General features: G+C 69.5%; 21 protein-coding genes and 1 pseudogene. 13 read left to right on the top strand and 9 right to left on the bottom strand.

Annotated elements, in window-relative coordinates; all coding sequences use genetic code 11:
• Nucleotides 1–68: 68 nt before the first annotated feature.
• Nucleotides 69–590, top strand: a complete 522-nt coding sequence (locus tag ACOTKD_RS01660; RefSeq protein WP_424886996.1) for an HAD family hydrolase — start codon at nt 69–71, stop codon at nt 588–590.
• On the opposite strand, the gene ACOTKD_RS01655 is transcribed toward ACOTKD_RS01660, so the two are convergent.
• On the bottom strand, nt 541–1,284 hold the full coding sequence (locus ACOTKD_RS01655; RefSeq protein ID WP_424886995.1) for a helix-turn-helix domain-containing protein: 744 nt from the start codon (nt 1,282–1,284) through the stop codon (nt 541–543). The genes ACOTKD_RS01660 and ACOTKD_RS01655 overlap by 50 nt on opposite strands.
• Before the next feature lie 779 nt (nt 1,285–2,063).
• Here ACOTKD_RS01655 and ACOTKD_RS01650 point away from each other — a divergent pair.
• The gene (locus ACOTKD_RS01650; protein ID WP_424886994.1) at nt 2,064–2,294 is read left to right on the top strand and encodes a hypothetical protein; all 231 of its coding nucleotides are present in this window, start codon (nt 2,064–2,066) and stop codon (nt 2,292–2,294) included.
• Nucleotides 2,295–2,360: 66 nt separating this feature from the next.
• On the opposite strand, the gene ACOTKD_RS01645 is transcribed toward ACOTKD_RS01650, so the two are convergent.
• Nucleotides 2,361–3,653, bottom strand: a complete 1,293-nt coding sequence (locus ACOTKD_RS01645) for a hypothetical protein (protein WP_424887358.1) — start codon at nt 3,651–3,653, stop codon at nt 2,361–2,363.
• A 771-nt stretch (nt 3,654–4,424) separates the two neighbouring features.
• Between ACOTKD_RS01645 and ACOTKD_RS01640 the strand changes: the two genes are divergently transcribed.
• Nucleotides 4,425–5,684 carry a NucA/NucB deoxyribonuclease domain-containing protein gene (locus ACOTKD_RS01640; RefSeq protein WP_424886993.1) on the top strand — a complete coding sequence of 420 codons (1,260 nt, stop codon included), beginning with the start codon at nt 4,425–4,427 and terminating at the stop codon, nt 5,682–5,684.
• Nucleotides 5,685–5,735: 51 nt separating this feature from the next.
• Here the strand turns inward: ACOTKD_RS01640 and ACOTKD_RS01635 are convergent, their stop codons facing one another.
• The 3 genes from ACOTKD_RS01635 to ACOTKD_RS01625 all read right to left on the bottom strand — a co-directional run bounded on the left by ACOTKD_RS01635 (nt 5,736) and on the right by ACOTKD_RS01625 (nt 7,575).
• Nucleotides 5,736–6,008: a recombinase family protein gene (locus ACOTKD_RS01635; RefSeq protein ID WP_424886992.1), complete on the bottom strand. Its 273-nt coding sequence runs from the start codon at nt 6,006–6,008 to the stop codon at nt 5,736–5,738.
• A gap of 66 nt (nt 6,009–6,074) precedes the next feature.
• Entirely contained in the window at nt 6,075–6,569 is a 495-nt protein-coding gene (locus ACOTKD_RS01630; RefSeq protein ID WP_424886991.1) for a spore germination protein GerW family protein, read from the bottom strand.
• 88 nt (nt 6,570–6,657) lie between these two features.
• Nucleotides 6,658–7,575, bottom strand: a complete 918-nt coding sequence (locus ACOTKD_RS01625) for an SGNH/GDSL hydrolase family protein (protein ID WP_424886990.1) — start codon at nt 7,573–7,575, stop codon at nt 6,658–6,660.
• Between the two features lie 325 nt (nt 7,576–7,900).
• Between ACOTKD_RS01625 and ACOTKD_RS01620 the strand changes: the two genes are divergently transcribed.
• On the top strand, nt 7,901–8,371 hold the full coding sequence (locus tag ACOTKD_RS01620) for an NUDIX domain-containing protein (protein WP_424886989.1): 471 nt from the start codon (nt 7,901–7,903) through the stop codon (nt 8,369–8,371).
• A 195-nt stretch (nt 8,372–8,566) separates the two neighbouring features.
• Here the strand turns inward: ACOTKD_RS01620 and ACOTKD_RS01615 are convergent, their stop codons facing one another.
• A complete protein-coding gene (locus tag ACOTKD_RS01615; RefSeq protein ID WP_424886988.1) occupies nt 8,567–8,986 on the bottom strand; it encodes a DUF1992 domain-containing protein in 420 nt (139 codons plus the stop codon).
• Nucleotides 8,987–9,153: 167 nt separating this feature from the next.
• On the opposite strand from ACOTKD_RS01615, the gene ACOTKD_RS01610 reads away from it, so the two are divergent.
• On the top strand, nt 9,154–9,498 hold the full coding sequence (locus ACOTKD_RS01610; RefSeq protein ID WP_424886987.1) for a MarR family winged helix-turn-helix transcriptional regulator: 345 nt from the start codon (nt 9,154–9,156) through the stop codon (nt 9,496–9,498).
• 64 nt (nt 9,499–9,562) lie between these two features.
• On the opposite strand, the gene ACOTKD_RS01605 is transcribed toward ACOTKD_RS01610, so the two are convergent.
• Both ACOTKD_RS01605 and ACOTKD_RS01600 read right to left on the bottom strand, forming a co-directional pair.
• Entirely contained in the window at nt 9,563–10,138 is a 576-nt protein-coding gene (locus ACOTKD_RS01605) for a hypothetical protein (RefSeq protein WP_424886986.1), read from the bottom strand.
• Between the two features lie 539 nt (nt 10,139–10,677).
• A complete protein-coding gene (locus ACOTKD_RS01600; RefSeq protein ID WP_424886985.1) occupies nt 10,678–11,640 on the bottom strand; it encodes a LysR family transcriptional regulator in 963 nt (320 codons plus the stop codon).
• A 140-nt stretch (nt 11,641–11,780) separates the two neighbouring features.
• Between ACOTKD_RS01600 and ACOTKD_RS01595 the strand changes: the two genes are divergently transcribed.
• From ACOTKD_RS01595 to ACOTKD_RS01585, 3 genes are all read left to right on the top strand, one after another.
• Complete coding sequence (locus ACOTKD_RS01595; protein WP_424886984.1) at nt 11,781–13,043, top strand: MFS transporter; 1,263 nt, start codon at nt 11,781–11,783, stop codon at nt 13,041–13,043.
• A gap of 627 nt (nt 13,044–13,670) precedes the next feature.
• Nucleotides 13,671–14,900 (top strand): hypothetical protein, encoded by a 1,230-nt coding sequence (locus ACOTKD_RS01590; RefSeq protein ID WP_424886983.1) that lies wholly within the window; start codon nt 13,671–13,673, stop codon nt 14,898–14,900.
• Complete coding sequence (locus ACOTKD_RS01585) at nt 14,884–15,654, top strand: alpha-ketoglutarate-dependent dioxygenase AlkB (protein ID WP_424886982.1); 771 nt, start codon at nt 14,884–14,886, stop codon at nt 15,652–15,654. The genes ACOTKD_RS01590 and ACOTKD_RS01585 overlap by 17 nt, the downstream gene beginning before the upstream one ends.
• 565 nt (nt 15,655–16,219) lie before the next feature.
• Here ACOTKD_RS01585 and ACOTKD_RS01580 read toward each other — a convergent pair.
• Entirely contained in the window at nt 16,220–17,149 is a 930-nt protein-coding gene (locus tag ACOTKD_RS01580; protein ID WP_424886981.1) for a LysR family transcriptional regulator, read from the bottom strand.
• Between the two features lie 132 nt (nt 17,150–17,281).
• Here ACOTKD_RS01580 and ACOTKD_RS01575 point away from each other — a divergent pair, with 132 nt between their 5' ends.
• The 5 genes and pseudogenes from ACOTKD_RS01575 (at nt 17,282) to ACOTKD_RS01555 (ending at nt 21,140) form a co-directional block, all read left to right on the top strand.
• Nucleotides 17,282–18,172: an NAD-dependent epimerase/dehydratase family protein gene (locus ACOTKD_RS01575; RefSeq protein ID WP_424886980.1), complete on the top strand. Its 891-nt coding sequence runs from the start codon at nt 17,282–17,284 to the stop codon at nt 18,170–18,172.
• Nucleotides 18,173–18,204: 32 nt separating this feature from the next.
• Nucleotides 18,205–19,104: an aldo/keto reductase gene (locus ACOTKD_RS01570; RefSeq protein ID WP_424887357.1), complete on the top strand. Its 900-nt coding sequence runs from the start codon at nt 18,205–18,207 to the stop codon at nt 19,102–19,104.
• Nucleotides 19,105–19,213: 109 nt separating this feature from the next.
• A pseudogene (locus tag ACOTKD_RS01565) lies at nt 19,214–19,469 on the top strand (hypothetical protein); the annotation flags it as partial.
• Between the two features lie 175 nt (nt 19,470–19,644).
• Nucleotides 19,645–20,277: a DUF998 domain-containing protein gene (locus ACOTKD_RS01560; RefSeq protein ID WP_424886979.1), complete on the top strand. Its 633-nt coding sequence runs from the start codon at nt 19,645–19,647 to the stop codon at nt 20,275–20,277.
• A gap of 65 nt (nt 20,278–20,342) precedes the next feature.
• The gene (locus ACOTKD_RS01555; RefSeq protein WP_424886978.1) at nt 20,343–21,140 is read left to right on the top strand and encodes a DUF1963 domain-containing protein; all 798 of its coding nucleotides are present in this window, start codon (nt 20,343–20,345) and stop codon (nt 21,138–21,140) included.
• Nucleotides 21,141–21,151: the final 11 nt, after the last annotated feature.

Here is a 21,151-nt window from a genome sequence, read left to right as displayed (position 1 = left end):
ATCCATTCGGGCCGGTTCCGTACGGGAGTGCGGCCGTGGCCGTCCGGGCATCGTCCAGGTGCGAGATCGTGGCCGAGCCCGCGGTGCTCGGCGGGCACCACGAGGACGACATGCAGACCGGCATCGAACGGGCGCCCGTATCCGAGCTCGGGCACATCCGGCTGGTGCCGCTGATCGAGCCGGACCCGCAGGTGTGCGCAATGCTCGCCCGCCTGCGGGAGGCGGGCCGGCGGCCGGGGGCGGTCACGAACGGGATGGTGGACAACCAGACGAACAAGCTCCACCGTGCCGGTCTCTACGACCTGGTGGACGCCGTCGTCATCTCCGGCGCAGTGGAGATCCGCAAGCCGGACGCGCGGATCTTCCGCCACGCCCTTGCCCGCCTGGGCGCCGAGCCGGGACCGCACGCGGTCATGGTCGGCGACAGCCTTGAGAGCGACATCGCGGGCACCCACCGTGCCGGCCTCACCACGGTGTGGGTCTCCCACGGCCGACCGCTCGCCGACACCGAGACGCGTCCCCAGCACATCATCCAGACGGTCACTGAAGCAGCCGCTGTCTTGAAGCAGCCGCTGTCAGCCCCGCGCTGATCGCGCGACCGGTGCGGGTGACGGCGTCCGTCAGCTTCCGCAGGTCGAAGGAGGGGGTGACCATCGCGCACACCGCGCCAACGGCTTCGCCGTGCGGCAGCAGCACCGGCGTGGCGACGCAGCAGACGCCCGGCACCAGTTCCTCGCGGTCCACCGCGGTCGCCGCGTCCCGGATGGCAGCGGCCTCCCGCTGCCAGGAGGAGTGCAACGGGCCGAGGGGCAGGTCCGTCGTGGCCGTCGCCACCAGCAGCTTTCCGGCAGCCGTCGTCCAGGGCCAGACGGTGCCGGGGCGGAAGGGGGCCAGTTCGTCCGTCATCCCGGGCAGGCCCTGGGCCGCGAAGGTCCGTCCCTCGCGCAGCACGCAGATCCCGGCCGTGGCCCCGGTGGACTGTGCGAGGCGGCGCAGCGGCCCCGCCGCGGCGAGCCGCAGGCCCGGGTGCGGTTGCCAGTCGCGGCCCAGACGGAAGATCCGCGACCCCATCCGGTAGGACGTGCCGTGACGCTCGACGGCGCCGAGGCCGGCCAGCTGTTCCAGGAGACGGTAGGCGGTGGTCTTGGGCAGACCGGTGGCGCCCGCCAGTGCGGCCAGCCCGGCTTGCTCCTGCTCCCGGAGGGATTCCAGGAGGAGGAACGCGCCTTCGAGTACGCTCCGGCCCGCTGCCGCTCCGGACTCGGTTGCGGTGATTGGCGCCATCGTGAACGACCTCCTCGCGCCCCTTCATCACGGTAAGTCAACGGGGCGGCGATAAACGACTGCTGAGCGCCGCCTGAATCCCTCGATCGGCGCCTGACCAGAGCCGTTCCGCTCACCGGAACGCCGGTTCCCCAGCCCGCCCGGCCGTGGCTACGGTGGATCCGCCCGGACCGGCCTCACCTGTGACGGGGGAGCAGGTGACGACCATGGCGGGCCGCGGCCGTGCTCGCAGGCCGCGGCCCGCCTCCTCGCAGCGCCCACGCGACACAGGATCTCCCTACCTCCCTGCTGCCACCGCACGCGGTGAACTCCGATCAGCTCGATCAGCTCGTCGGCGTGGGCGCGTGCGTCGGGGAGGCGGCCGGGGTAGCCGGAGCACCGGCCGCAAAAACAACGAATATGGCTGCGACCGCCCCTGACCAGACGGGATCCCGTGCCGTGTGCGGCAGCCGGATCGTTCACCGCGCAGCGCGGTAAGCCGTCTATATGACCGGGTGTCCGCGGTGAGCGACGGTGGGGGCCTGGTGGCGACGCGGGTGTTCGCGGATGACGAGCCGGCGCGGCTGCGGGGCTCTCCGGAGATCAACAAGGAAGAGCTGATCCGGTTCCTCACGCTGACGCCGGCGGACGTGGGGTTCATCGACCCGGGCCGGGGCGGTAGTCCGAAGGATCCCTGCACTCCCTGCGCCGCAGCCTCCTCTACGCCCACGAGGACGCGATCCGCCACCGTCACCTGGCCGCACAGACCGAGCAGGCACGGTGCCTGACGCTGCTGACCAATGACCGACCCGGTGGTGACCTGGACGCCGGATTGCTACGGCCTGGCCGTCGCGCAGATGCGCGCCGAGGGCCGTGCCGTCGACGACGAGCTCTTGGCGCACATCTCCCCGGCCCACAGCGAGAACGCCGACCTCTTCGGCACCATCACCGTCGAGATCGCCACCGAACTGGCCGAACTCGCCCCAGCCGGCTACCGGCCCCTGCGCCCCCACCGCCAAGCCCAGCCGTAAAAGCCCCGCACGGAACCGGGAGGCCGGGAATTCACGTGCGGGGCTGCGCTCGCAAGGAGGGGGCCGTCAGACCCCGGTCAGGGTGTACGTACCCGTACCGTCCTGCCTGCCGCTGGAGTACTGGCGGATCAACTCCCCGTCCGCGTACCGGTCGTGGCCCATCATGGAGCCGGTGTACTTGTTCTGCACACCGATCTTCGAGCTGCCGGGTACGTCGCGGTAGATGTAGAACCGCTGGAGGTCGTCCTCACCGCAGTTGGCCGTCGTCAGGTAGGCCTGTTCCAGGTTGGCGATGTCCGCCGGGATGGTCGCGCATCCACCGTTGCCCCAGTTCTTCAGGGACGCCTCGAGGACCCCGTTGTTCTCCGTCACGTTGCACAGGAACCAGTTGTCCAGGTGGGCGCTGAAGATCGTGGATTGGCGCAGGCGGATGCCGTCGTTGGCCAGGAGCGGTGCGCTCCAGTTCAGGGGCTTGCCGGGGACGTCGATCCTGTAGGCGCCGGATCGGCAGTCAAGGGCGGCCCGCGTGGCGGGGGCCGGGCTCCCGGTGGCCTTCACGCTCTTCTCAGCCTTGGCGGCGCTCTCGGCTTCGTGCCCGGCCTTGGCGGCCTCGGCCTTCGCCGAGGGGACCGGCCCGGCCGGGTGCTTCGCGGTGGCGGTGGCGGAGCCGCAGTCCAGCAGGCTCTGTGCCTTGGCCATGATGCTGTTGGCGGGGACCTTGTCCTCGCAGCGCACCGCGCCTTCCTCGACGGTGGTGTAGGTGGTGTAGCTGCCGCTGTCGGGGCCCTCGACCCACTTCAGCGCGTAGCTGCCGTCGCCTTGCCGAACGCGGTTGCAGTTGAGACTGCCGTAGGTGCCGGTGACCTTCTTGGTGCCCTTGTAGAGCCCGTAGTAGCCGGGCTGGAAGAAGCTCCAGGTGATGGAGTTCGACACGCTGCTGGTGGAGGAGTAGTTGACCTGAACGTTCAGGCCCAGGCTCGCGCCGACCATGCCGAGGGTGTCGACGGCGAAGCTGCCCTGCACGTTGCCGTTGAGGCCGACGGAGACCGAGATGGTGGTCTGGGTGTTGGTGGAGATGGTCTGGCTGCCGGTCGTGCCCTGGGTGACGTACCAGCCCTTGAAGTGGGTGATCGTCGGAGACACTTCGGTGGTCTTGATGAACGGGTGGCGTGTGCCGAGGTCGGTGGAGGCGCAGGCGTCGCCGAGCTTCGGCTTGTCGGCGGTTGTGGCGGGTTTCCGATGCCCTGCCGCGGCGGCGGGGCCGGCCACGGCAGTTACGGCGGCGAGCGTCGATGCAGCGGTCACGGTGAGGGCGACCAGCCCTCTGGCCCAGCGGCCGGAAGATCTTAAGTGGCTCATCATGCCCTTTCCCCGGCCGGGCGCCATGACGCCCCAGGCCGGAACCCTGCCAGTCATGTGGTGGGGAGCGGTGGTCGATCGAGGCGAACTTAGCGTCGGCAGCGACGCAGTGACGATGACGGAATCAGCCGGTCCGAGGCGAAACCCATGACCCTTCATGGGCTGTTACACAGCCTTGACCTGCCCGGGGTCACCGGAATTTCATCTGCGAAGCTACGATCCGCCACCGCCGCCGTGCAGAGGGGCTGTTTCCGTCGTGATTCCGCTGCCGTCACCTCGACGGCCGGCGACTGCCGGACCGGCCTCATCATCCTCCGGCGCGGCCGACCGGCACCAAGCCAACACGCTATTCGGCCAACTTGCACATTCTGAAACCGAGGACCTTCGGCGGCCGTGGCGCCTTGAATGTTTGCGCGCCGGCGTGAACGGCCCTATGAACGATGGGGGCAGAGGCATCGGCGCGTCAGAAGAGAATCCAGCGAATCGAGCCGGGCAGTGTCCGGCGGTGAGCCGGAAGGAGGAGCTTCTTTCCCGACGGCCGCCCCGGCGGCGCCGTGCCCTGTCAGGGGCGACGCCGGCCGCCGCTGTCGCATTCAGCGGTCCAGCGACGGCCGCCACGCCCGCGCATCCTGCCGACCGCGGTAGTGCCGTCGCGAAGACGGCGGCGGTGTGAGGCCCGAACGGGCCGAAGAACGCACGTGGAAGATTCTGGCACTACGCCGGTTCGATCCCGAGTGGATTGACATGCCACCGGAAAAAGGAGGACCACCTTTGAAACGCGTCAGACGACTGCTCGCGGTGATGGCCTCACTCGCCCTCACCGCCGCCCTGCCGGCCCTGGGAACCTCCCAGGCCGCCGCTGCCCCGGCCACGGCCCGGCCCGCCCCCCACGGCCAGGGCACCTGCAAGCCCATCCCCCCGGGCAAGGGAGCCCCCAAGGACGCGGCATGGGCCTGCTACGAGATCAGTTCCGGCTCGCACGCCCCCGTACGCACCCTCGCCCCCGCTCCCCGCGACGGCGACGATCCGAACAGTCCGGACAGCCTGTGCGGCAAACAACCCCCGGACAACTCCACTCGCCTCGCGTACTGCCTGACAAAGGGATTGAGATGGACCTACCTGAGCAGCGATCAGAAGACGGTGATCGGTGGCGCCGAGGGCGACCTTGCGATCTACTCCAGGCTCAAGGGCACGCCGAAGGCCAATTGGACGGAGAGCGTTGTCGCCATCTTGCGCAGTAAAACGGACAATATCCCCGCCGTGGAGGTGGCCCTGCTGCCCACCTGCATCGGCCAGTGCGCCGTGACGTCAGGGCCCGTCGTGGCGAAGCTGGAGAAAGTGGGTGGCGAGGGTGGCGGGTCCATCACTTACAGCTCTTCGGTCAGCAAGGGCACCCAGGCGCTGGTCCAGTCGCGATACCACCTGGAATTGGACATCCTGCTTCCCTCGGCCCGTCTGCCGTCTGCGAACCCCGACTGGCCCGGACCCCAGATACGCTGTGACGACATGGTCGGCCAATGGCCGGGCTGCGTCATCCCGGAGCACATGGCCAACGTGACCATCCGCAAGTCGCTCTACCGGGCCGCCGCCGTCACCTACGAGTGGGCGCAGAAGAACCTGACCACCTTCAGCATGGGCACCGAGGCCAAGCCCCTGCACCGCAAGGAAGCCACCGAAAAGGAAATAGACCGCAGGCGAGACATTACCTGCAATCTGGGACCGGACAAGTTCGTGAGGGACAATTCGCTGGTGCCGGATGACTCGTGTGATGAGTTCCCCTTCGCCGCGTCCCAGGAGGGCGGCAATATGGGTTCCCTGTGCGTGGACATCCTTCCGCAGCAGGTGGGTGGTGTGTGGGATGTCAAGAACGTCAAGGTCCTGCGGAACGGCGCGAACGCCGCGAACGCGCCCTGTGTGCGCTCCCACGTCACCAGGGCCGACAACGTCGCGGCGGGCCGTGATGAGTTCGGAGCTGCGGTGCGGTCCGACCGCATCATCGACAACGAGCCCTTCCAGGTGATCATCCTGTAACCGGCACCGCAAAACGGGGTGGGTGAGGCTCTCCTGGAGTGAGCTCGTCGGTCAGGCTGTGAGGGCGTCGGCTAACTGCGCCACGGCGGCGGCCAGGCCGTCCATCGTGCGCTCGGGCATCAGGGCGTGCTCGAACTCGGCGAGGGCGCCGAGGATCTGGAAGAACATCCGGCCGATCGCGGCGGAGGTGTCGATGGCCTGGACAAGCAGGACCAGGGCGACGCCGTCGTCCTCCAGCCGAGCTGCTGACCCCTCCGCTGTGGCCTTCGGCCTGATCCGGTGCCCCCTGACGGGCCACGGGATCAGGCCGAAAGCTGGCGTCACATCCGCTGAGCTGCGAAGGGGCAGAGGGGAGCGGACGCAGCCCTGGCCGCCCGAAAGGCAGCCTGCTCAGCTACGACGGTGCTTGGTGAGGCGACGCGCGAGGAACGGGACGGCGGTGCCTGCCAAGAGAGCGGCGATCGGCATCGCGACATCCACCCAGGGATTCCGGAGCGGCTTGTACACGGTGGTGCCGTCCTTGATCTCGATGAAGCCGCGGGGCCGGGCCATGACTCCTCCGCCTCCTCCACCTTCGCCGGTCATGGCTGCTTCGGCCTTGCGCCCCGCTCCACCCCCGAAGCCGAAGCCGATGCCGACCTCGGCGACCGGGATGACGGTGATGCCTTCGGCGGTGACGGGCTCGCCGTACACGATCGTCTTCGAAACCCGGCTCCCGAGCTCGTCGGCCAGACGCTCCATCATGGCGGCGGGGGCGTGGGTAGCGGGCGTGTTCGCGGCCGGCGCCGGCCGGTTGGGGTCGTGCGGGGCAGCCATCGGTGTCTCCTTCGGCGCGGTGTAGGCGATGCCGAGGATAACGCCCACGCCGAACTCGCTGCCCTTCACGGCCTCGTCTTCAACACCCCGGCAGCCACAGCAGGAGACCTGCCGGCGTACGGTTGTTGCTCCCCGCCGGACAGTTCTCCGGATGTGGTCAGTGGCGGGAACGGGATCCGTCCTGGAGCACGCCGAGCACGGCCTCGGCCATGGCCCGTTCGCCGTTGGCGTTGGGGTGGACGGCGACCGCCGGGCGGGTGGGCCGGGTGAAGAGGCCTTCGACGTAGCGGTCGTCGAACGGCTGACAGGCGTCGTGGCCGGTGGTGACGGCCGTGGTGTCGACGTAGAGGGCGTCGTGCGTGTCCGCTTCGCTTTGCAGCATGGCGTTGAGACTGTGCAGGACGCCGCGCAGGTAGGGCTGGTCGCCGTCGGCGACGCGCAGGGACTGGCGGCAGCCTTCGGTGTCGTCGCCGATCACCTCCGGGTAGCCGACGAGTGCGACGCGAGCGTGCGGGGCCCGCTGGTGAATCGCGGTGAGGACGTCGGCGACCTTCGACGCGGTGCTGTCGATGCGCTGCTGGAGCTCGTCGGTGCCGCCTTGTGCGTAGCGCCGCTCACAAGGGTTGTCGCGGGGGACAGGCGTGCCCAAGGGCGTCGTGCACAGGAGGATGATCTCGCCGAACACGATGTCGTTGCCGCCTATGCCCACGGTGACGAGAGTGGTGTCCGGGCTGAGCGCGTCGAGCTGGGCGGGGTTGCCCATCCCCTGCTGCGGCTCCCACATGTCGTCCGTCTTGGCGCCGCTGCAACTGACGTCGGTGAAGTCTGTGATGCCCAGCGCCGTGCGGGTGAGGGAAGGGTAGTCGGCGTCGGACCGGGCGCACCTCAGGTGCACCTGACGGGGGACGAGGGGGCCGGAGGTGAAGGAGTCGCCCAGCGCGACGTAGCGTTCGCCGACCGCGGCGGCCGGAGGCGGCGTGGCAGATGCGGGGGTGACGACCCCCGCTACCAGCGCCGCGGTGACGCCGAGTGCGGCGAGGGCTGATCGGGCTCTGCTCCGGTTCCGGCGTTGCATGTGTATCTCCTGTGCTCGAAAGGGGAGTTCTGTTCTTATCGGTGTTCAAGAGTTGGGTGCAGTGGAGTGGGGCGTCAATCAACGGCTGGGCGCAACAGCCCGGTTCCGGACGGCCGACGGCCGGGCTTGACGACTTGCCGGCGGGGCGTCGGTTGCGGACGGCCGGGGGGGACTTGCGACCGGGCCGGGCAGACGGCGCTTGCGACGACGGTGACGGTGAGGTCGCCGGAGAAGATCCCTCCGAGCACTTGGAGCCGGTGCGCCGGCACCAGACGTTCGACCTTTTGATGTGGGCGACCGCGGCCCCGGTCCAGGAGGAGCGATCTTGTCCCGTACTGAGTACTACGACGATCCGAAGGCCCCCGAGCCGAACAGCTTGGTTGTTGCCGCGTCGGCTGTCGTGACCGATGGCCAGGGGCGGATCCTGCTGCAGCGGCGGCGGGACAACGCTCTCTGGGCCCTGCCCGGCGGCGGCATGGAGATGACCGACTCCCTCCCCGGCACGGCCGTCCGTGAGGTCAAGGAAGAGACGGGTCTGGACGTGGAGGTCACGGGGCTGGTCGGCACCTGCACCGACCCGCGCCATGTGATCGCCTACTCCGACGGAGAGGTGCGGCGGCAGTTCAACGTCTGCTTCACCGCACGGGTGACCGGAGGGGAACTGGCGATCTCCGACGAGTCCACAGAGCTGCGGTTCATCCACCCCGACGAGATCGCCGCACTCCCGATGCACCACGCCCAGCAGCTCCGCATCCAGCGCTTCCTGGAACACCGGGAGTACCCCTACCTGGGGTGACGACCTCTGGTGAGTTATGCAGGCGCCCTGGACGGGGCCACTGATCGTCCGGCACGGGCGCGACTGCGGTCTGCAGACCCCCACCCGGACTCGGAAGGGCAGCCCAGCAGACGCCCGTGCCGCCCTCGCCGCGGCGACCGGACCACCGCGAGATCACATGCAGGAAGCGCCGTGGTGCCTCTGCCGCCGGTGTGATCACCTCGCCGAGGTCTCAGGGCCCTGGTGGTTCTCCCGCCACGTCGTGAGGACGGTTTCGACGTCGTAGGGGGAGAGGTTCAGCGGTGGGCCGGGCGGGGGCATGCGCAAGGCAGTGGTGATCTTGTCGTTGATCTCGGCGATGATCTGCCGCACCTCACGCTCCGTCCTGGCCTCCACGGCGGCGGCGAGGGCGTCCTCGGCCTCCTTGCGCAGGGTGAGCGCCGGCGGGAGGAAGGAGACCTTCTCGCGCCGCATCTTCTCCTTGATCCACCAGTCCTCGTCGTAGGGGCGCTCGAGGCCGGGCAGCGGCTTGCCGAACCCCGGAAGGTCCTTGAAGGCGCCGCGCTGCTCGGCTTCCCGGATCTGGCGGTCGGTCCACGTCTCGAAGTCGATGCCACGGGGTTTGCGCTCGGTCACTGCTCGCTCCTCCACCGCTCGGCCCTGCCGTCTCTCCTCTCCAGGGTGGCAGATACCCACGCCGCCCCCCGGCGAGGCGGCAGGGCCTGCGCCTCGGCACCGGCTCCGCCACTGCCTGGATTACGTCAATCGTCCAGTGCTGAGGCTGAGGCTGAGGACGGGGCGATGTGCTGGACGCCGTCGAGGACCGTGGCGATTCGTGCGCCGTCACGGACGTTGCCACCGTGCTGGGCGTGGATCAGCCGAGGGCGAGCCGGCTGGTGCTCCGCACCGTCGAGGAGGGGTGGCTGGCACGCCGGACGGACCCGTCCGATGCCCGTCGCACGCTGCTCACCCTGACCGACCGCGGGCGGGAGCAGCTCGACCGTACGCACCAGTTCCGGCAGGAGCTCTTCGCCCGGGTGATGGCGGACTGGCCGGACGCTGACCGGTCCGAGTTCGCCCGGCTCATCACTGCGTTCGTGGCCTCGTTCACCGAAGTGGTCTCCGGCTCCGACCAGCCTTCGCGGTAAGCACAGCGGTCGCACTCGCGGTGGGTGCCGACCCCCGTACGGCACCCTTCGGCGGCGAGGCGCCCTATGCGCCGGTGCGGGACGGCATCCAGTGGTGGGTGGTGAAGTCGCCCTTCTCCAGGGTCTCGAAGGGGGCACTGCTCACGCACTTGCCGACGCTGTTGACCGGGAGGCCGTCCATGGCCCAGCTGTAGCCGAGCCGGTCCTTCTTGCCGCCTTTGCCGCCGTCGAGGACGGTGAAGCCGAACCGTTTGCCCTTCAGCTCGTCGGCAGAGGGCATCGGTACCCCCGGTGCGGCCTTGACCTGGGCGTCGGTGACGATCCCCGTCGCTACGGCGACCGGTCCGCCGGTCAGCAGGCAGTCGATGCGGCCCTTGAACCGCACGTCGAACTTCTTGCCGTACTGGTGGCTGACGTCGAAGGTTCCCCGGGCCTCGCCGCCGAACCCGTGCGCGTCGACGGTGAAGTAGGCGTTGTCACCAGGGTTCCGCTTCAGCTTGCCGGAGCCGGCGACGGAGGGCTCGTCCTTGGTCTCCGCTGCGGCTGATCCGCCGGCTGTCGTCACGCCGAGGACGGCAGCGGCGCAGACGCCCAGCGATACGGCGGCGGTGGCGAAGGAGCGGCGGCGTATCCGGGTCATTGTTCCTCCTGGTCGTCGTGGGGAGCGGCCGGGTCCGTGTCGGTTCCGCGTTCCGCGTGGCCTCCCGGCCGCTCCCGTTCAGCCTGCCGCTTCGCAGAGCCCGACCACATCACCCTTCAGGTGCCACTCCTTCCGCCGCACGGTGGAACGGTGGTCCTCCTCCGAGGCGACATCGCTCCCGCATCCCGGCGGTAGGGCAGTCCGCTTGCCGCCCCCCTGCCCGGGCGAACGCCGGCGTGTCGTGAGGTGCCGGCCATCGTGCCGGATCATGCGGCAGGATGACCTGCCGCTGAGCCAGGCCAACCCCGATCGCCGGACGCGGCCCTACGGGGCAGGTTTCGGCCGACTTCGGCAAGCGGGAGGTGCGGCACGCGGCAAAGGCGCTGACGTGCGTACGTCAGTGCTCTTCGCAGAAGTCCGAGTCTTCTGCGACACCCACCTGCGCTGGCCGGCACCGACAAGATCTCGATGCCGTACATCACGCACTGCTACCGCACCTGCCTCTGCTGAACGCGGTCCTCTGCTGAACGCGGTGTCGTTCAGCGCGGAATCACCCAGCCCGGCGCCCAGGTCCCGGCGGTGTCGCCGCCGGGCGATGCGGCGGCGAGGTGGGTGCGGAGGGTGGTCAGGGCCGGGTGGGGGTTGTCGCGGTGCCAGAGGAGCGAGTGCGGGTAGACGGGCGTCGGGTCGGTCACCGGGATGCGGCGCAGGCCGTGGCCGGCGGGCCGGGCGTCGGGGGTACCTCCCAGCGGTAGCTGGGGGAGGGTCCGCTCGCTTATGAAGGTGGCCAGGGCCGGGGTGTCGGCGATGGTGTCGAGGAGGGCGTCGGAGCCGAAGTTGGGGCCGGTCGCCTCGATGGTGAGGCCGAACTCGGCGACGAGATCGTCGTAGTAGGCGGCCCACTCCGTGCCGGGGACGATGCCGGGCATCCAGATCCGGTGCCCGGTCAGCTCGGCGACGGTCACCGACGTGGCGTCGGCCAGCGCGTGGTCGGGGCCGGTGAGGAGCTGGAGCGGCTCGTCGAGCACCCGGACGGACTTGATGTCCTCGGGAAACGGCCGGCCGGGCGCGGCGACGGCGCGGAAGGACGCGTCGATCGCACCGGAGCGGATGGCGGTGACGGCCGTCTCGACGTCGAACAGCATCAGCACGTCGAGGTCGATCTCGGGGTGCGCGCGGTGGAAGCCGCGCATCAGGCCCGAGGCGGCGCCGCGCGAGTTGATCACGTCGACGCGCAGCGGGCGGTGGCCCGTGCGCACGGACGCCACCGCGCGCTCGGCGACGCGCAGCAGCTCGCGTGCGTGGGGCAGGAAGGCCTGCCCGTCGATGGTGAGCTCGGCACCGCGCGGCGTGCGGGTGAACAGCCGTACACCGAGGTCGCGCTCCAGCGCGGCGACGCGCTTGGAGACGGCCTGCTGGGTGACCGACAGGTCGACGGCGGCCTTCTGGAACTGGCCGGCTTCCGCGATGGCGGCGAAGGTGCGCACTGCTTCGAGATCCACGCCGACCCACCCTAGTGAACAACCCTTGGTTGTACATGGCTGGCAGGATGGTTGTTTGACCTGCCGTTGCGCCGCCGGATTAGCTCTCATCGGTCAACGCCGGCTTGTTCGGCCGGGACGTCGAAGGGAGCGTGCTGAGCATGACGGGCAGGAGACGGCTGGGCCGGCAGTTCGGCTGGCTGTGGGCGGCGTACGCGGTGAGCGCGTACGGGTCCGGGCTGGGGTTCGGGGCATTGCCGCTGATCGCCGTACTGGTGCTGCACGCCGGCCCCGCTGAGGTGTCCGCGCTGTCCGCGGTGGGGCCTGCGGTGGGCGCGCTGATCGCGGTGCCGCTCGCGCCGTGGGTGGAGTTCCGGCGCAAGCGCCCGGTCATGATCGCGATGGACCTGGCCCGGTTCGCGGCCATGGCGACGATCCCGGTCGCCTACGCCTTCGGCCGGCTCGGCTTCGCCCAGCTGCTCGTGGTCTCGGTCGTGGTCGCCGCGGCAAAGATCGCGTTCGGCGCGGCCGGCGGCGCCTGCCTCAAGGCCCTCGTCCGGCCGGACGACCTGCTCGTGGCCAACGCGCGGTTCGAGTCCACGAACTGGAGCTCCATCGCGGTCGGTCCACCGCTGGGCGGGGCGGCGATCGGCCTGTTCGGGCCGGTCACCACCGTGGTGGCCGACGCGCTCAGCTACCTGCTCTCCGCGCTGGGCATCACCGCGATCCGCGGCCGGGAGGAAGCACCGCAGCCGACCGGCAAGAACCCGGTCCGGGCGTGCGCCGTGTTCGACGGCTGGCGACACATCATGGGCGATCCCGCGCTGCGCGCGCTCTACCTCAACAACATGCTCGTCTCCGGTCTGATCATGGCCACCGAGCCGGTGCTCGCCGTGCTCCTGCTCCGCCAACTCGACTTCGCCCCCTGGCAGTACGGCCTCGCCTTCGCCGCACCCTGCCTCGGCGGACTCATCGGCTCCCGGCTGGCCCGGCGTGTCGTGGCCCGCTACGGCCGGGACCGGGTCTTCCGGACCGTCGGCACCCTGCGTGCCGTCTGGCTGATCGGCCTGGCCTTCGTCCGCCCCGGTGTCGTCGGCCTCGTCACCGTGATGGCCGTCGAGCTGGCGATCATCATCAACATGAGCCTGTTCACCCCCGTGCTCGCCACCTACCGGCTCGAACGCACCCCCGAGCACCTCGTGGCCCGCACCCTGTCGGCCTGGTCGATCGGCCAGCAGGCGTCCATCGCCGTCTTCACCGCGCTCGGCGGGCTGCTCGCCGACGTCACCAGCCCACGCACCGCTCTCACGGCCGCGGGACTGCTCATCCTGGCCACACCGCTCCTGCTTCCCCGGCGCGGCCGGACGTCACGGGCGTCACAGGCGCCGCAGCACGAGCCGGAACCGTCCCGTAGCCACGCATGACGCCCCGCGACCCGTCGCTGAAGCCGGCAGGCCGCAGCTGATCCGCCGGCGCACGTCCGCGTCGACCACGCACATCATCAGCAAGGAGCCCACGCGCGTGAGCACCGCCCCCGCACTCGACCCCGCGCACACCGCTCTTCTCGTCATGGACTACCAGCCCGCGATCCCGGCCGCGCCGCCCGAAGACCGACCTCGACCAGCAGCCGCGCGAGCGCGGCATCACCACTCCAGTCGCCTCCGGCATCAGGACCAGCGGCGTCGTCCTGATCCTGGCCGAGGCCTGCGCCGAGCTGTGAGTGTTGCGACGGCTTGGTCGACGAGGGCGCGGAAGCTCGGAAAGCCGGCCGTTGAAAGCCGTGCCGACGGCGGGTAGTTCGGTCTCGACAAGGCGTACGCCCCGATCGCCGCGGGCCGTCCGCCCGGTCGTCCGGCCTCGCCGAGCAGCTCCGCACACCGCCCGTACAGCACAACCCGTTGCCCGCTGACGAGCCCCCGTGAGAGCATCAAGGTTCGACGGTCCGTCTCCTTTCGTTTGCGCTTCACAACGCAAATGAAGGAGTTCGGGCCGTTGCCATGTCCACGGTTTTGAACGATCCACCAAGATCTGCGAATGGCAGGTGCCGTTTGATGTACACGACAGAGCCAACAGAAGCCTGCATCGATGATGCGAGCAACATCTTGGTAGCGCCGTCGACGTTGCAGGACGATGGCGTGATCAGAGACTTCTTCGGGTCCACGATCACACCGGAGGACCTTGTTTCCGGTTCACCCGACCTCACGCAGAAGACCGTCTACCTGTGCGGCGATATATCCGGGATCAGTGGCCGTCAACTGCATGCGGCTGCCCGGGTATTCGTCATCCGGGAGCTGTCGCACGGTTACCACGAGGAAGCCGAGGGGCCTTGGACCCTCGTCGGCCTCGGCCGGGTTCCCGTCCGCGTACACGGCGTCGGTGTCTACTACCGCCGCTTTTTCGGGCTCGACGACGATCACTTCGGACGGATCGGTGCGGAGCACGCGTTCCAGTCCCTGACGGAGTCCACCAAGCCTGGAACAGCCCATCGCAGCGGAATCTATTTGACGCCCGTCACACGAGACGGTGACGAACTGCATTTCCGCCTGCTCCGGTGCTCCACGAACCTCTCGGGGCCGACCGAGAGTTTTCGCCCGACCGACACGCGCATCGTCGAGGCTCTGAACCGGGAGTCCGCCACCCTCTTCCGGGGCCAGGCACCGCTGAATCACGTCCTCGCTCAGATCTACCACAACACCCTTGCCACGGCTGAGCGCAAGCAGTCCAAGGCCAAGATCTCGTCCCATGCCGACAAGACCAAGGACATGCCCGTCAATGGCATCATGGCCTTCTGCACCTTCTATGACGGGCTCGACAAGCTGCAGCCCCTAGCCGAAGACGCCTTCGACTACGGCGTGAAGGGTGCCAGCGGACTGACCAGACTCCACTTCCGCCTCAAGGAGCCGGCCGAAGCACGCGACGAGGCCGCACTCCCCCCGCAGTTCACCCTGACCCTCTACCCCGGCTCCGTGTTCTTCATGCCGCTGTCCACGAACCGTCTGTATACGCACGAAATCCGGCCCTCAGCGTTGGACGCCGAGTTGCTCCCGACCCGCCTGGGATACGTGGTGCGCTGTTCGAGCACCGAAGCCGTTCACAAGAACGGCCACACATTCCTCAAAACGGCCGGCGGTTTGGTGAAGCTGGAGCCGCCCACACCGGCCGGCATGGACGAGCTGCGCAGGCTGTACGCCGAGGAGAACAGGACCTCGTCCTTCATTGATTACGGCGATGATTTTCTCTTCAGCATGAACACGGGAGACTACGTTGCCCCCCGAGTCTAGGATCCCGGACGAGATCCTCTTGTGCGATTTGCCGACCGAGGAGAATCTCTTTGCGGAGCTGTCCGCTTCGGCTCGGTGGGAAGACGTAGGGAAAGGCCGGCGAGGCGCCGTGCTCGCCAGGACCGACGAGGCGGGTGGTGTGCCTCTCGTACGTACGACCACTCGATACGGCAGCCCGGCGCAGCGTTTCCGGGCAGTGCACGAACGGCTGGCGCAACAGATTCAAGAACGTGCGGCGCTGCCGGTCGGCTTCAACAACGCTCTCATCGAGAGCTACACGAACGCTTACACGACCATGGGCAGCCATTCCGACCAAGCCCTCGACCTGGCCGGCGAGTCGTTTATCGCCGTCTTCTCCTGCTACCAGCACCCCGAAGTGAGCCCGCCGAGGAAGCTGATCTTCGAATCAAAGGGGTCCGGTGATGAGAAGTTCGAGATCCCCCTCGCCCACAACAGTGTCGTCGCGTTTTCCGTCGACTCGAATCGGCGATTCAGGCACAAAATCGTATTGGACGCGCCCGTCCGGGCGGTGGACAACCAGTGGCTGGGTGTAACGTTTCGAACGTCAAAGACCTTCGTTCGGTTTCGCGACGGACATGTTTACCTCCCGCAGGGTGCGCGCCTTGTGTCGGCCGACGATGAGCAGAGGCGCGAGTTCTATCAACTGCGGCGCCGTGAGAACAACGAAACGGACTTCATCTACCCCCTGCTGACGTACACCATCAGTGAGAGCGATCTGATGCCGCCCGTCTGACCTTGAGGGCTTTCTGAACAACCTTCATGGTGTAGCGCTCGCTGCCGGAACCGTGTCCGGGGTGCGGAAGGCAGGTGTTCCTTCCGCACCCCGGACACGGTTCCGGCAGCTACTGGTGCTTCATGGAGTGAATCCGGTAGCTGCCCTGCAGGTTGCCGCGCGTGAAGGGGGCGTGGACCCGACGCGGGTGCGGGGGTTGTGATTGGTGGCCGTGCAGTACTGCACCCGGTAGTTCGACTGACTGAAGCCCCCATGGAAGACGGCGAGTCGAGTGACCGGTACGGGCGTGCGGCGGGGTATTCCGAGTCCCGCAAGGCAGTGCCTCGAACGAGCTTCGCAAATATAGGCGTCCCATTCCCACGTGGGAAGTCGCCGGCGATCGACACGTGGTCGCCGAGCTGGACGGAGTCGACCCCGTCCTCCTGCCGGCGGGCGATGACGGGCCGTAGCAGGCCACGCAGGCGCACAGCTCCTTCACGTACAGCTCCAGTTCACGTGCGGCCGGTCACCAGCGGGCCGGACACCCGCGAGAACCGGCGGCAGTTGAACGCCACCTGCCGTGGGGCTACCGGCCCGCCGTGTCCTCCGCTTGTTCGATGAGCAGGGATGCCAGCTTCTCGGCCAACCGTGCGGCGGGGCCGCGACGGCGGCGGGAGAGGGCCAGGCCCAGATGGCGGCGCGGGCTCGGCTCGGCGAGCGGGATCGCGACCAGCTCCGGGTGCCGGGCCAAGCCGATCTCGGGAATCAGCGCGATGCCGATGCCGGCGCGGACGAGCGACTGGGCGAAGTCGTAGTCCGTCGCCGTGCACGAGATCTGCACCTCGACGCCGGCCAGATCGGCGTGGCGGGCGAGCTGGTCGGCGGACTTCCGGCAGCCCAGGATCCATCGCTGGTCGGCGAGTTCGGCCAGATGGGGCGGCTCGGGCCGGGCCTGGTAGCGGGCCGCGGCCGGGTGGCAGTGCCCCAGCACGACCCGCAAGGGATCCGTGCCGAGGGGCGTCCAGTCCAGACCGGACCGGTCACCGGGCCGGGCGGGCGGCGGGCCGTCGAGATGGTAGGCGAGAGCGAGGTCCGCCCGTCCCTCGCGGACGTCGGGCAGGCTCTCCTCCGGCTCCGCCTCCAGGATCGTCAGCTCCACTTCCGGGTGGTCGGCGACGAAAGCGGCCAGGGCCGCGGGCAACAGCCGCCGGCCCGCACTGGCGAACGTGGCGACCGTGAGAGAGATCCGCTCGGCGCCCAGCCGCTCGATGCGCTGCTGGGTGTCAGCCAGTTCGGCGGCGATCGCATCGGCAGCCTCCACCAGCAGGCGGCCCGCGTCCGTCAGCGTAACGCCTCGGGTGGAGCGTTCGACGGCGGGCGTGCCGAGGCTTCGTTCCAGCGCGGCGATCTGCTGCGAGACGGCCGAGGGCGTGCAGTACAGCGCCTGGGCCGCCTGGTTGAAGCTGCCGTGGTGGGCGACCTCGCGCAGCACGGCCAGCCGCTGGACGTCAATCAACAGTTCTCCTTAAGACGAGGTGCAGCAATCGATACTACTGCTGTCGATCACCGTCGAGCAGGCTGATCACCGAAGACGCAAACAGCGTGACCAGCGCGAAAGCGCGAGGAGACGGACCGGGAGGGCCGGGGCATGGACGTGTGTGTGATCGGAGGAAGCCGCTACTTCGGACGGCGGCTGATCGAGGAACTGCGGGACACGGGCGCAGCAGTGACCGTCATCAACCGCGGGTCGACACCCGCCCCGCAGGGCGTGACCCATCTGCGCGCCGACCGCGACGACGAGGCCGCGCTGCGCACCGTGCTCGCCGACCGGTCCTTCGACGTCGTGATCGACCAGGTCTGCTACACGCCGCTCCAAGCGGCCATCGCCGCCCGGGCCTTCACCGGCCGCGCCCGGCGCTACGTGCTGACCTCCACGGTCGAGGTCTACGCCGAACTCGGCCGACCGGGCGGGTCGGCCCTCCCGGAGCAGGCCGTCGATCCCTCGACCTGGCCGGTGGACCTGACACTGCCCTGGACGGACCCGCAATTCCTGGAGGACCACTACGGCGAGGGCAAGCGCCAGGCGGAAGCGCTGCTGACCCGGGAGGCGCCCTTCGACGTCGTCGCCGTCCGCACGGCGCACGTCCTCGGCGGCGCCGACTTCACCGGGCGGCTGGCCCACTACACCGAGCGGATCGAGCACGGCCTGCCGGTTGCCGTCCACAGCGCACCGCAGCCCGCGTCCTTCATCCACGCGCCGGAGATCGCCCGCTTCCTGGCCTGGGCCGCGACGGCGGACTTCACCGGCCCCGTCAACGCGGCGTCCCACGGGACGCTGGACGCCCGCCGGATGTGCGAGGCAATCGGCCGTGCGGTCGGTAGGGAGCCGAAACTGGTCGCCGGGACGGGCGAGCCCGTCTCGCCGTTCTCCTTCGACCGCAGCTACGCCATCGACACCGGTCGGGCGGCCCGCCTGGGCTTCCGGTTCTCGTCGGTCTCCGACTGGCTGCCCCTGGCACTCAAGGAGGCCCGGGGATGAAAGACACGACGAAGGACGAGACGAAGCGCATGATGAAGAACATTCCGGCAGCGCACACCGCCGCCCGCACCATCGGCGGCATCGCGGTGGGCTCCATCGGACTCGGCGCGATGCCGCTCTCCGTCGAGGGACGACCGGACGAGGAGCAGGCGATCGCCACGATCCACGCCGCACTCGACGCGGGCGTACGGCTGATCGACACTGCCGACTCCTACCACTGGCACGCCGGCGAAGCCGGCCACAACGAACGCCTGATCGCCCGTGCGCTGGCCGCCTACGGCAGGGGCTCGGAGGAGGTGCTGGTGGCGACCAAGGGCGGCCGTGGCCGTCCGGGCGACGGGACATGGACGGTCAATGGTGACCCGCGCCACCTCCGCCGCGCGGCGGAGGCCTCGGCGGCCCGGTTCGGCGGGGAGGCGATCGGCCTCTACCAGCTGCACAAACCGGACCCGGCCGTCCCCTTCGCCGACTCGGTCGGCGCGCTGCGGGACCTGGCCGATGCCGGCACGATCCGGATGATCGGCCTCTCCAACGTGGACCGTGAGCAGATCCGTACGGCTCGGGAGATCCTCGGAGCACGTCTGGTCTCGGTGCAGAATCGCTTCTCCCCAGCGCACCGGACCACCCGGGACACCCTCGACCTCTGCACCGAGCTCGGCCTGGCCTTCCTGCCGTGGAGCCCGCTCGGCGGGATCTCCCTGAGCGCCGTCGACGATCCGGGAACCAGCGCACCGTCGCCGGGCACCCCCTTCCACACTCTCGCCCGCGCCCGAGGCGTCAGCCCGCAACAGATCTGCCTCGCCTGGCACCTGGCCCGGTCGCCGGTCGTGATCCCGATCCCGGGCGCACGCCGACCGGCTTCCATCCGCGACTCGGCCGCGGCGGCCGGGCTCACCCTGTCAGCGGAGGAGGCGGCGGGGCTGCGCCTGTAGGGCGTGCGTTTCCGGATCACCACTCACCATCCCGGCCTCCGCCGAGCCCGGCCACCCGGGCGACGAGGAGCCGGAGACCGGATCACCGCCCGGACCCGCTGGGACGCGGCCGCCGTCGGTCGTCGCCGTCAGCGACTGGATGCGGGCGGTCCCCGGCCGAATCGCCCCCTGGGCCGAGCAGGACTGGACATCCATCGGACACGGACGGCTTCGGCCTCTGCGACACGCGGGAGGCGGCGCGACGCCACTTCGGCGTCGACGCCGCGTCGGTGGCTGTGGCAGCGCCGGCGGCGCCGGCGCGGCGGGGCGAGGTCAAGCCGGAAACGGTACGTGAGGCCGCGTGGCGGTACGGCCCGGAGCGCTGACGCTGATGCGCACCCGTTGGTGCGCGCCCGTTCGTAGGGTCTGCCCCACCCCGCTTCGGGGGCTCACCGGAGTGTCCGCGGCCGGAGCTTCATGATCCGCTGGCTCGTACAGGATCGTGCGGCAGAAGGCGGACAGGTGAAGGCTCGGATCGGGTATTGGGCATGGATCGCGGGAGTGGTGCAGTTCTTCGTGATCCACGGGATCGTGGAGTCGGCCTGGGCAAGGCCGTACAGCTGGGCGCGGAACAACATCAGTGACCTGGGGAACGCCCACTGCGCCACACAGCAGGAACCCGAGCTGCGGTATGTCTGTTCGCCCGAACACGGCCTGATGAACGTCTCGTTCATCGTCCTGGGAGCACTGCTTGTCGTCGGTGCCGCCCTGACGGGTCCCCTGTGGCGCCGGGGCGCGACCGCCGCCGTGGCACGGATTCTCCTGGCCGGTGCCGGTCCGGGCTTCGTCCTCGCCGGGCTGGCGCCTGCGGACGTCAACGAGAACCAGCACGTCCTGGGCGCCCTGCTCATCATGGGAGCGGGCAACATAGGCCTTCTTCTGGCGGGAGCCGGACTGCCGGACGACGTTCCGGGCCCACTGCGGTGGGTCACCAGCCTGCTGGGAGCCATGGCGATCACGGCCTTCGGGCTGTTTCTGTCCCGTCACTACCTGGGGCTGGGCATGGGAGGCATGGAGCGGGTCGCGGCACTTCCCGTCCTGTTGTGGACGCTGGCTGCCGGTGCCCGCGGGCTGTCCCGTCAGGTAGCACGTAGGCGGGACGCGAGCAGTCCCGTGACGCTCTCGGCGGGGTGAGGGTGCGGGGGCAAATAACAGGCCCTGGCGGACCGACGGCAAGTGAGCATTGAGAAGATCCCGGCATGCAATTCGATGACCCCGCCGGCATGCACCGAGTCTGCACGGAACGGCTCGGCGAGAAGGCCGGCCGGCAGTTCGCGGCGATGGCCCGCCTCGGCTTCCGGCTGACTGCCCCGACGGACGACGCCCCGGCCGCCGGCCGGTCCCGGCTCGGCGGCCCCGCCCTGCTCGAGCCGGGAACCCCCTGGCCCGAAATCGACGGTGTCCCGCTGTCCCTGCACGCCGTGCTCGACACCGATGCCCTCGCCGCCCGGCTCGGGAACGAGCTGCCGACGCGGCCTGGCCTGCTCAACTTCTTCTACCTCGACCCGGACGTGCCGTACGAGGAATACCGCAAGCTCGACGCATCGAAGCCCGAGGCCTGCCGTGTGCTTCCCGCAGATCCTGCCCGGGCCGTCGAGACAGCCGCACCCGGGCCGGCGCGGAGCTATCCGCCTCGCCCCGTCCACGCAGCCGAGACGATCATGCTCCCGGACTGCTGGGACGTCCAGGACGATGACGTCGAGTTCGACACGGACGAGCACTGGGGCGCGCCGTCGCTCATCCTCAGCAAGCTGGGCGACCTCGACGGGAACACCGCCGGCAGCCACTGCGCGTTCGGCTGGCCCGACACCTCCTACGGATCCGGGGTGTCCTACCGCGACGCCGGCGGCCCCGTGGTCCACCTGCTCCAGCTCGCGGAGGACGAGGACCTCGGATGGGGCTGGGGCGACGCCGGAACGATGTACTTCACGATCCCCGCGAAGGCATTCGCGGCGGGGGACTTCAGCAAGGCCGAGGCGCAAGGGCGCTGCTGCTGAGCCCGCATGCG

This window comes from Streptomyces sp. XH2 (assembly GCF_049725035.1).
GTDB classification, from domain to species: Bacteria; Actinomycetota; Actinomycetes; order Streptomycetales; family Streptomycetaceae; genus Streptomyces; species Streptomyces roseoverticillatus.
This window is presented reverse-complemented; position numbering and strand designations above follow the sequence as displayed.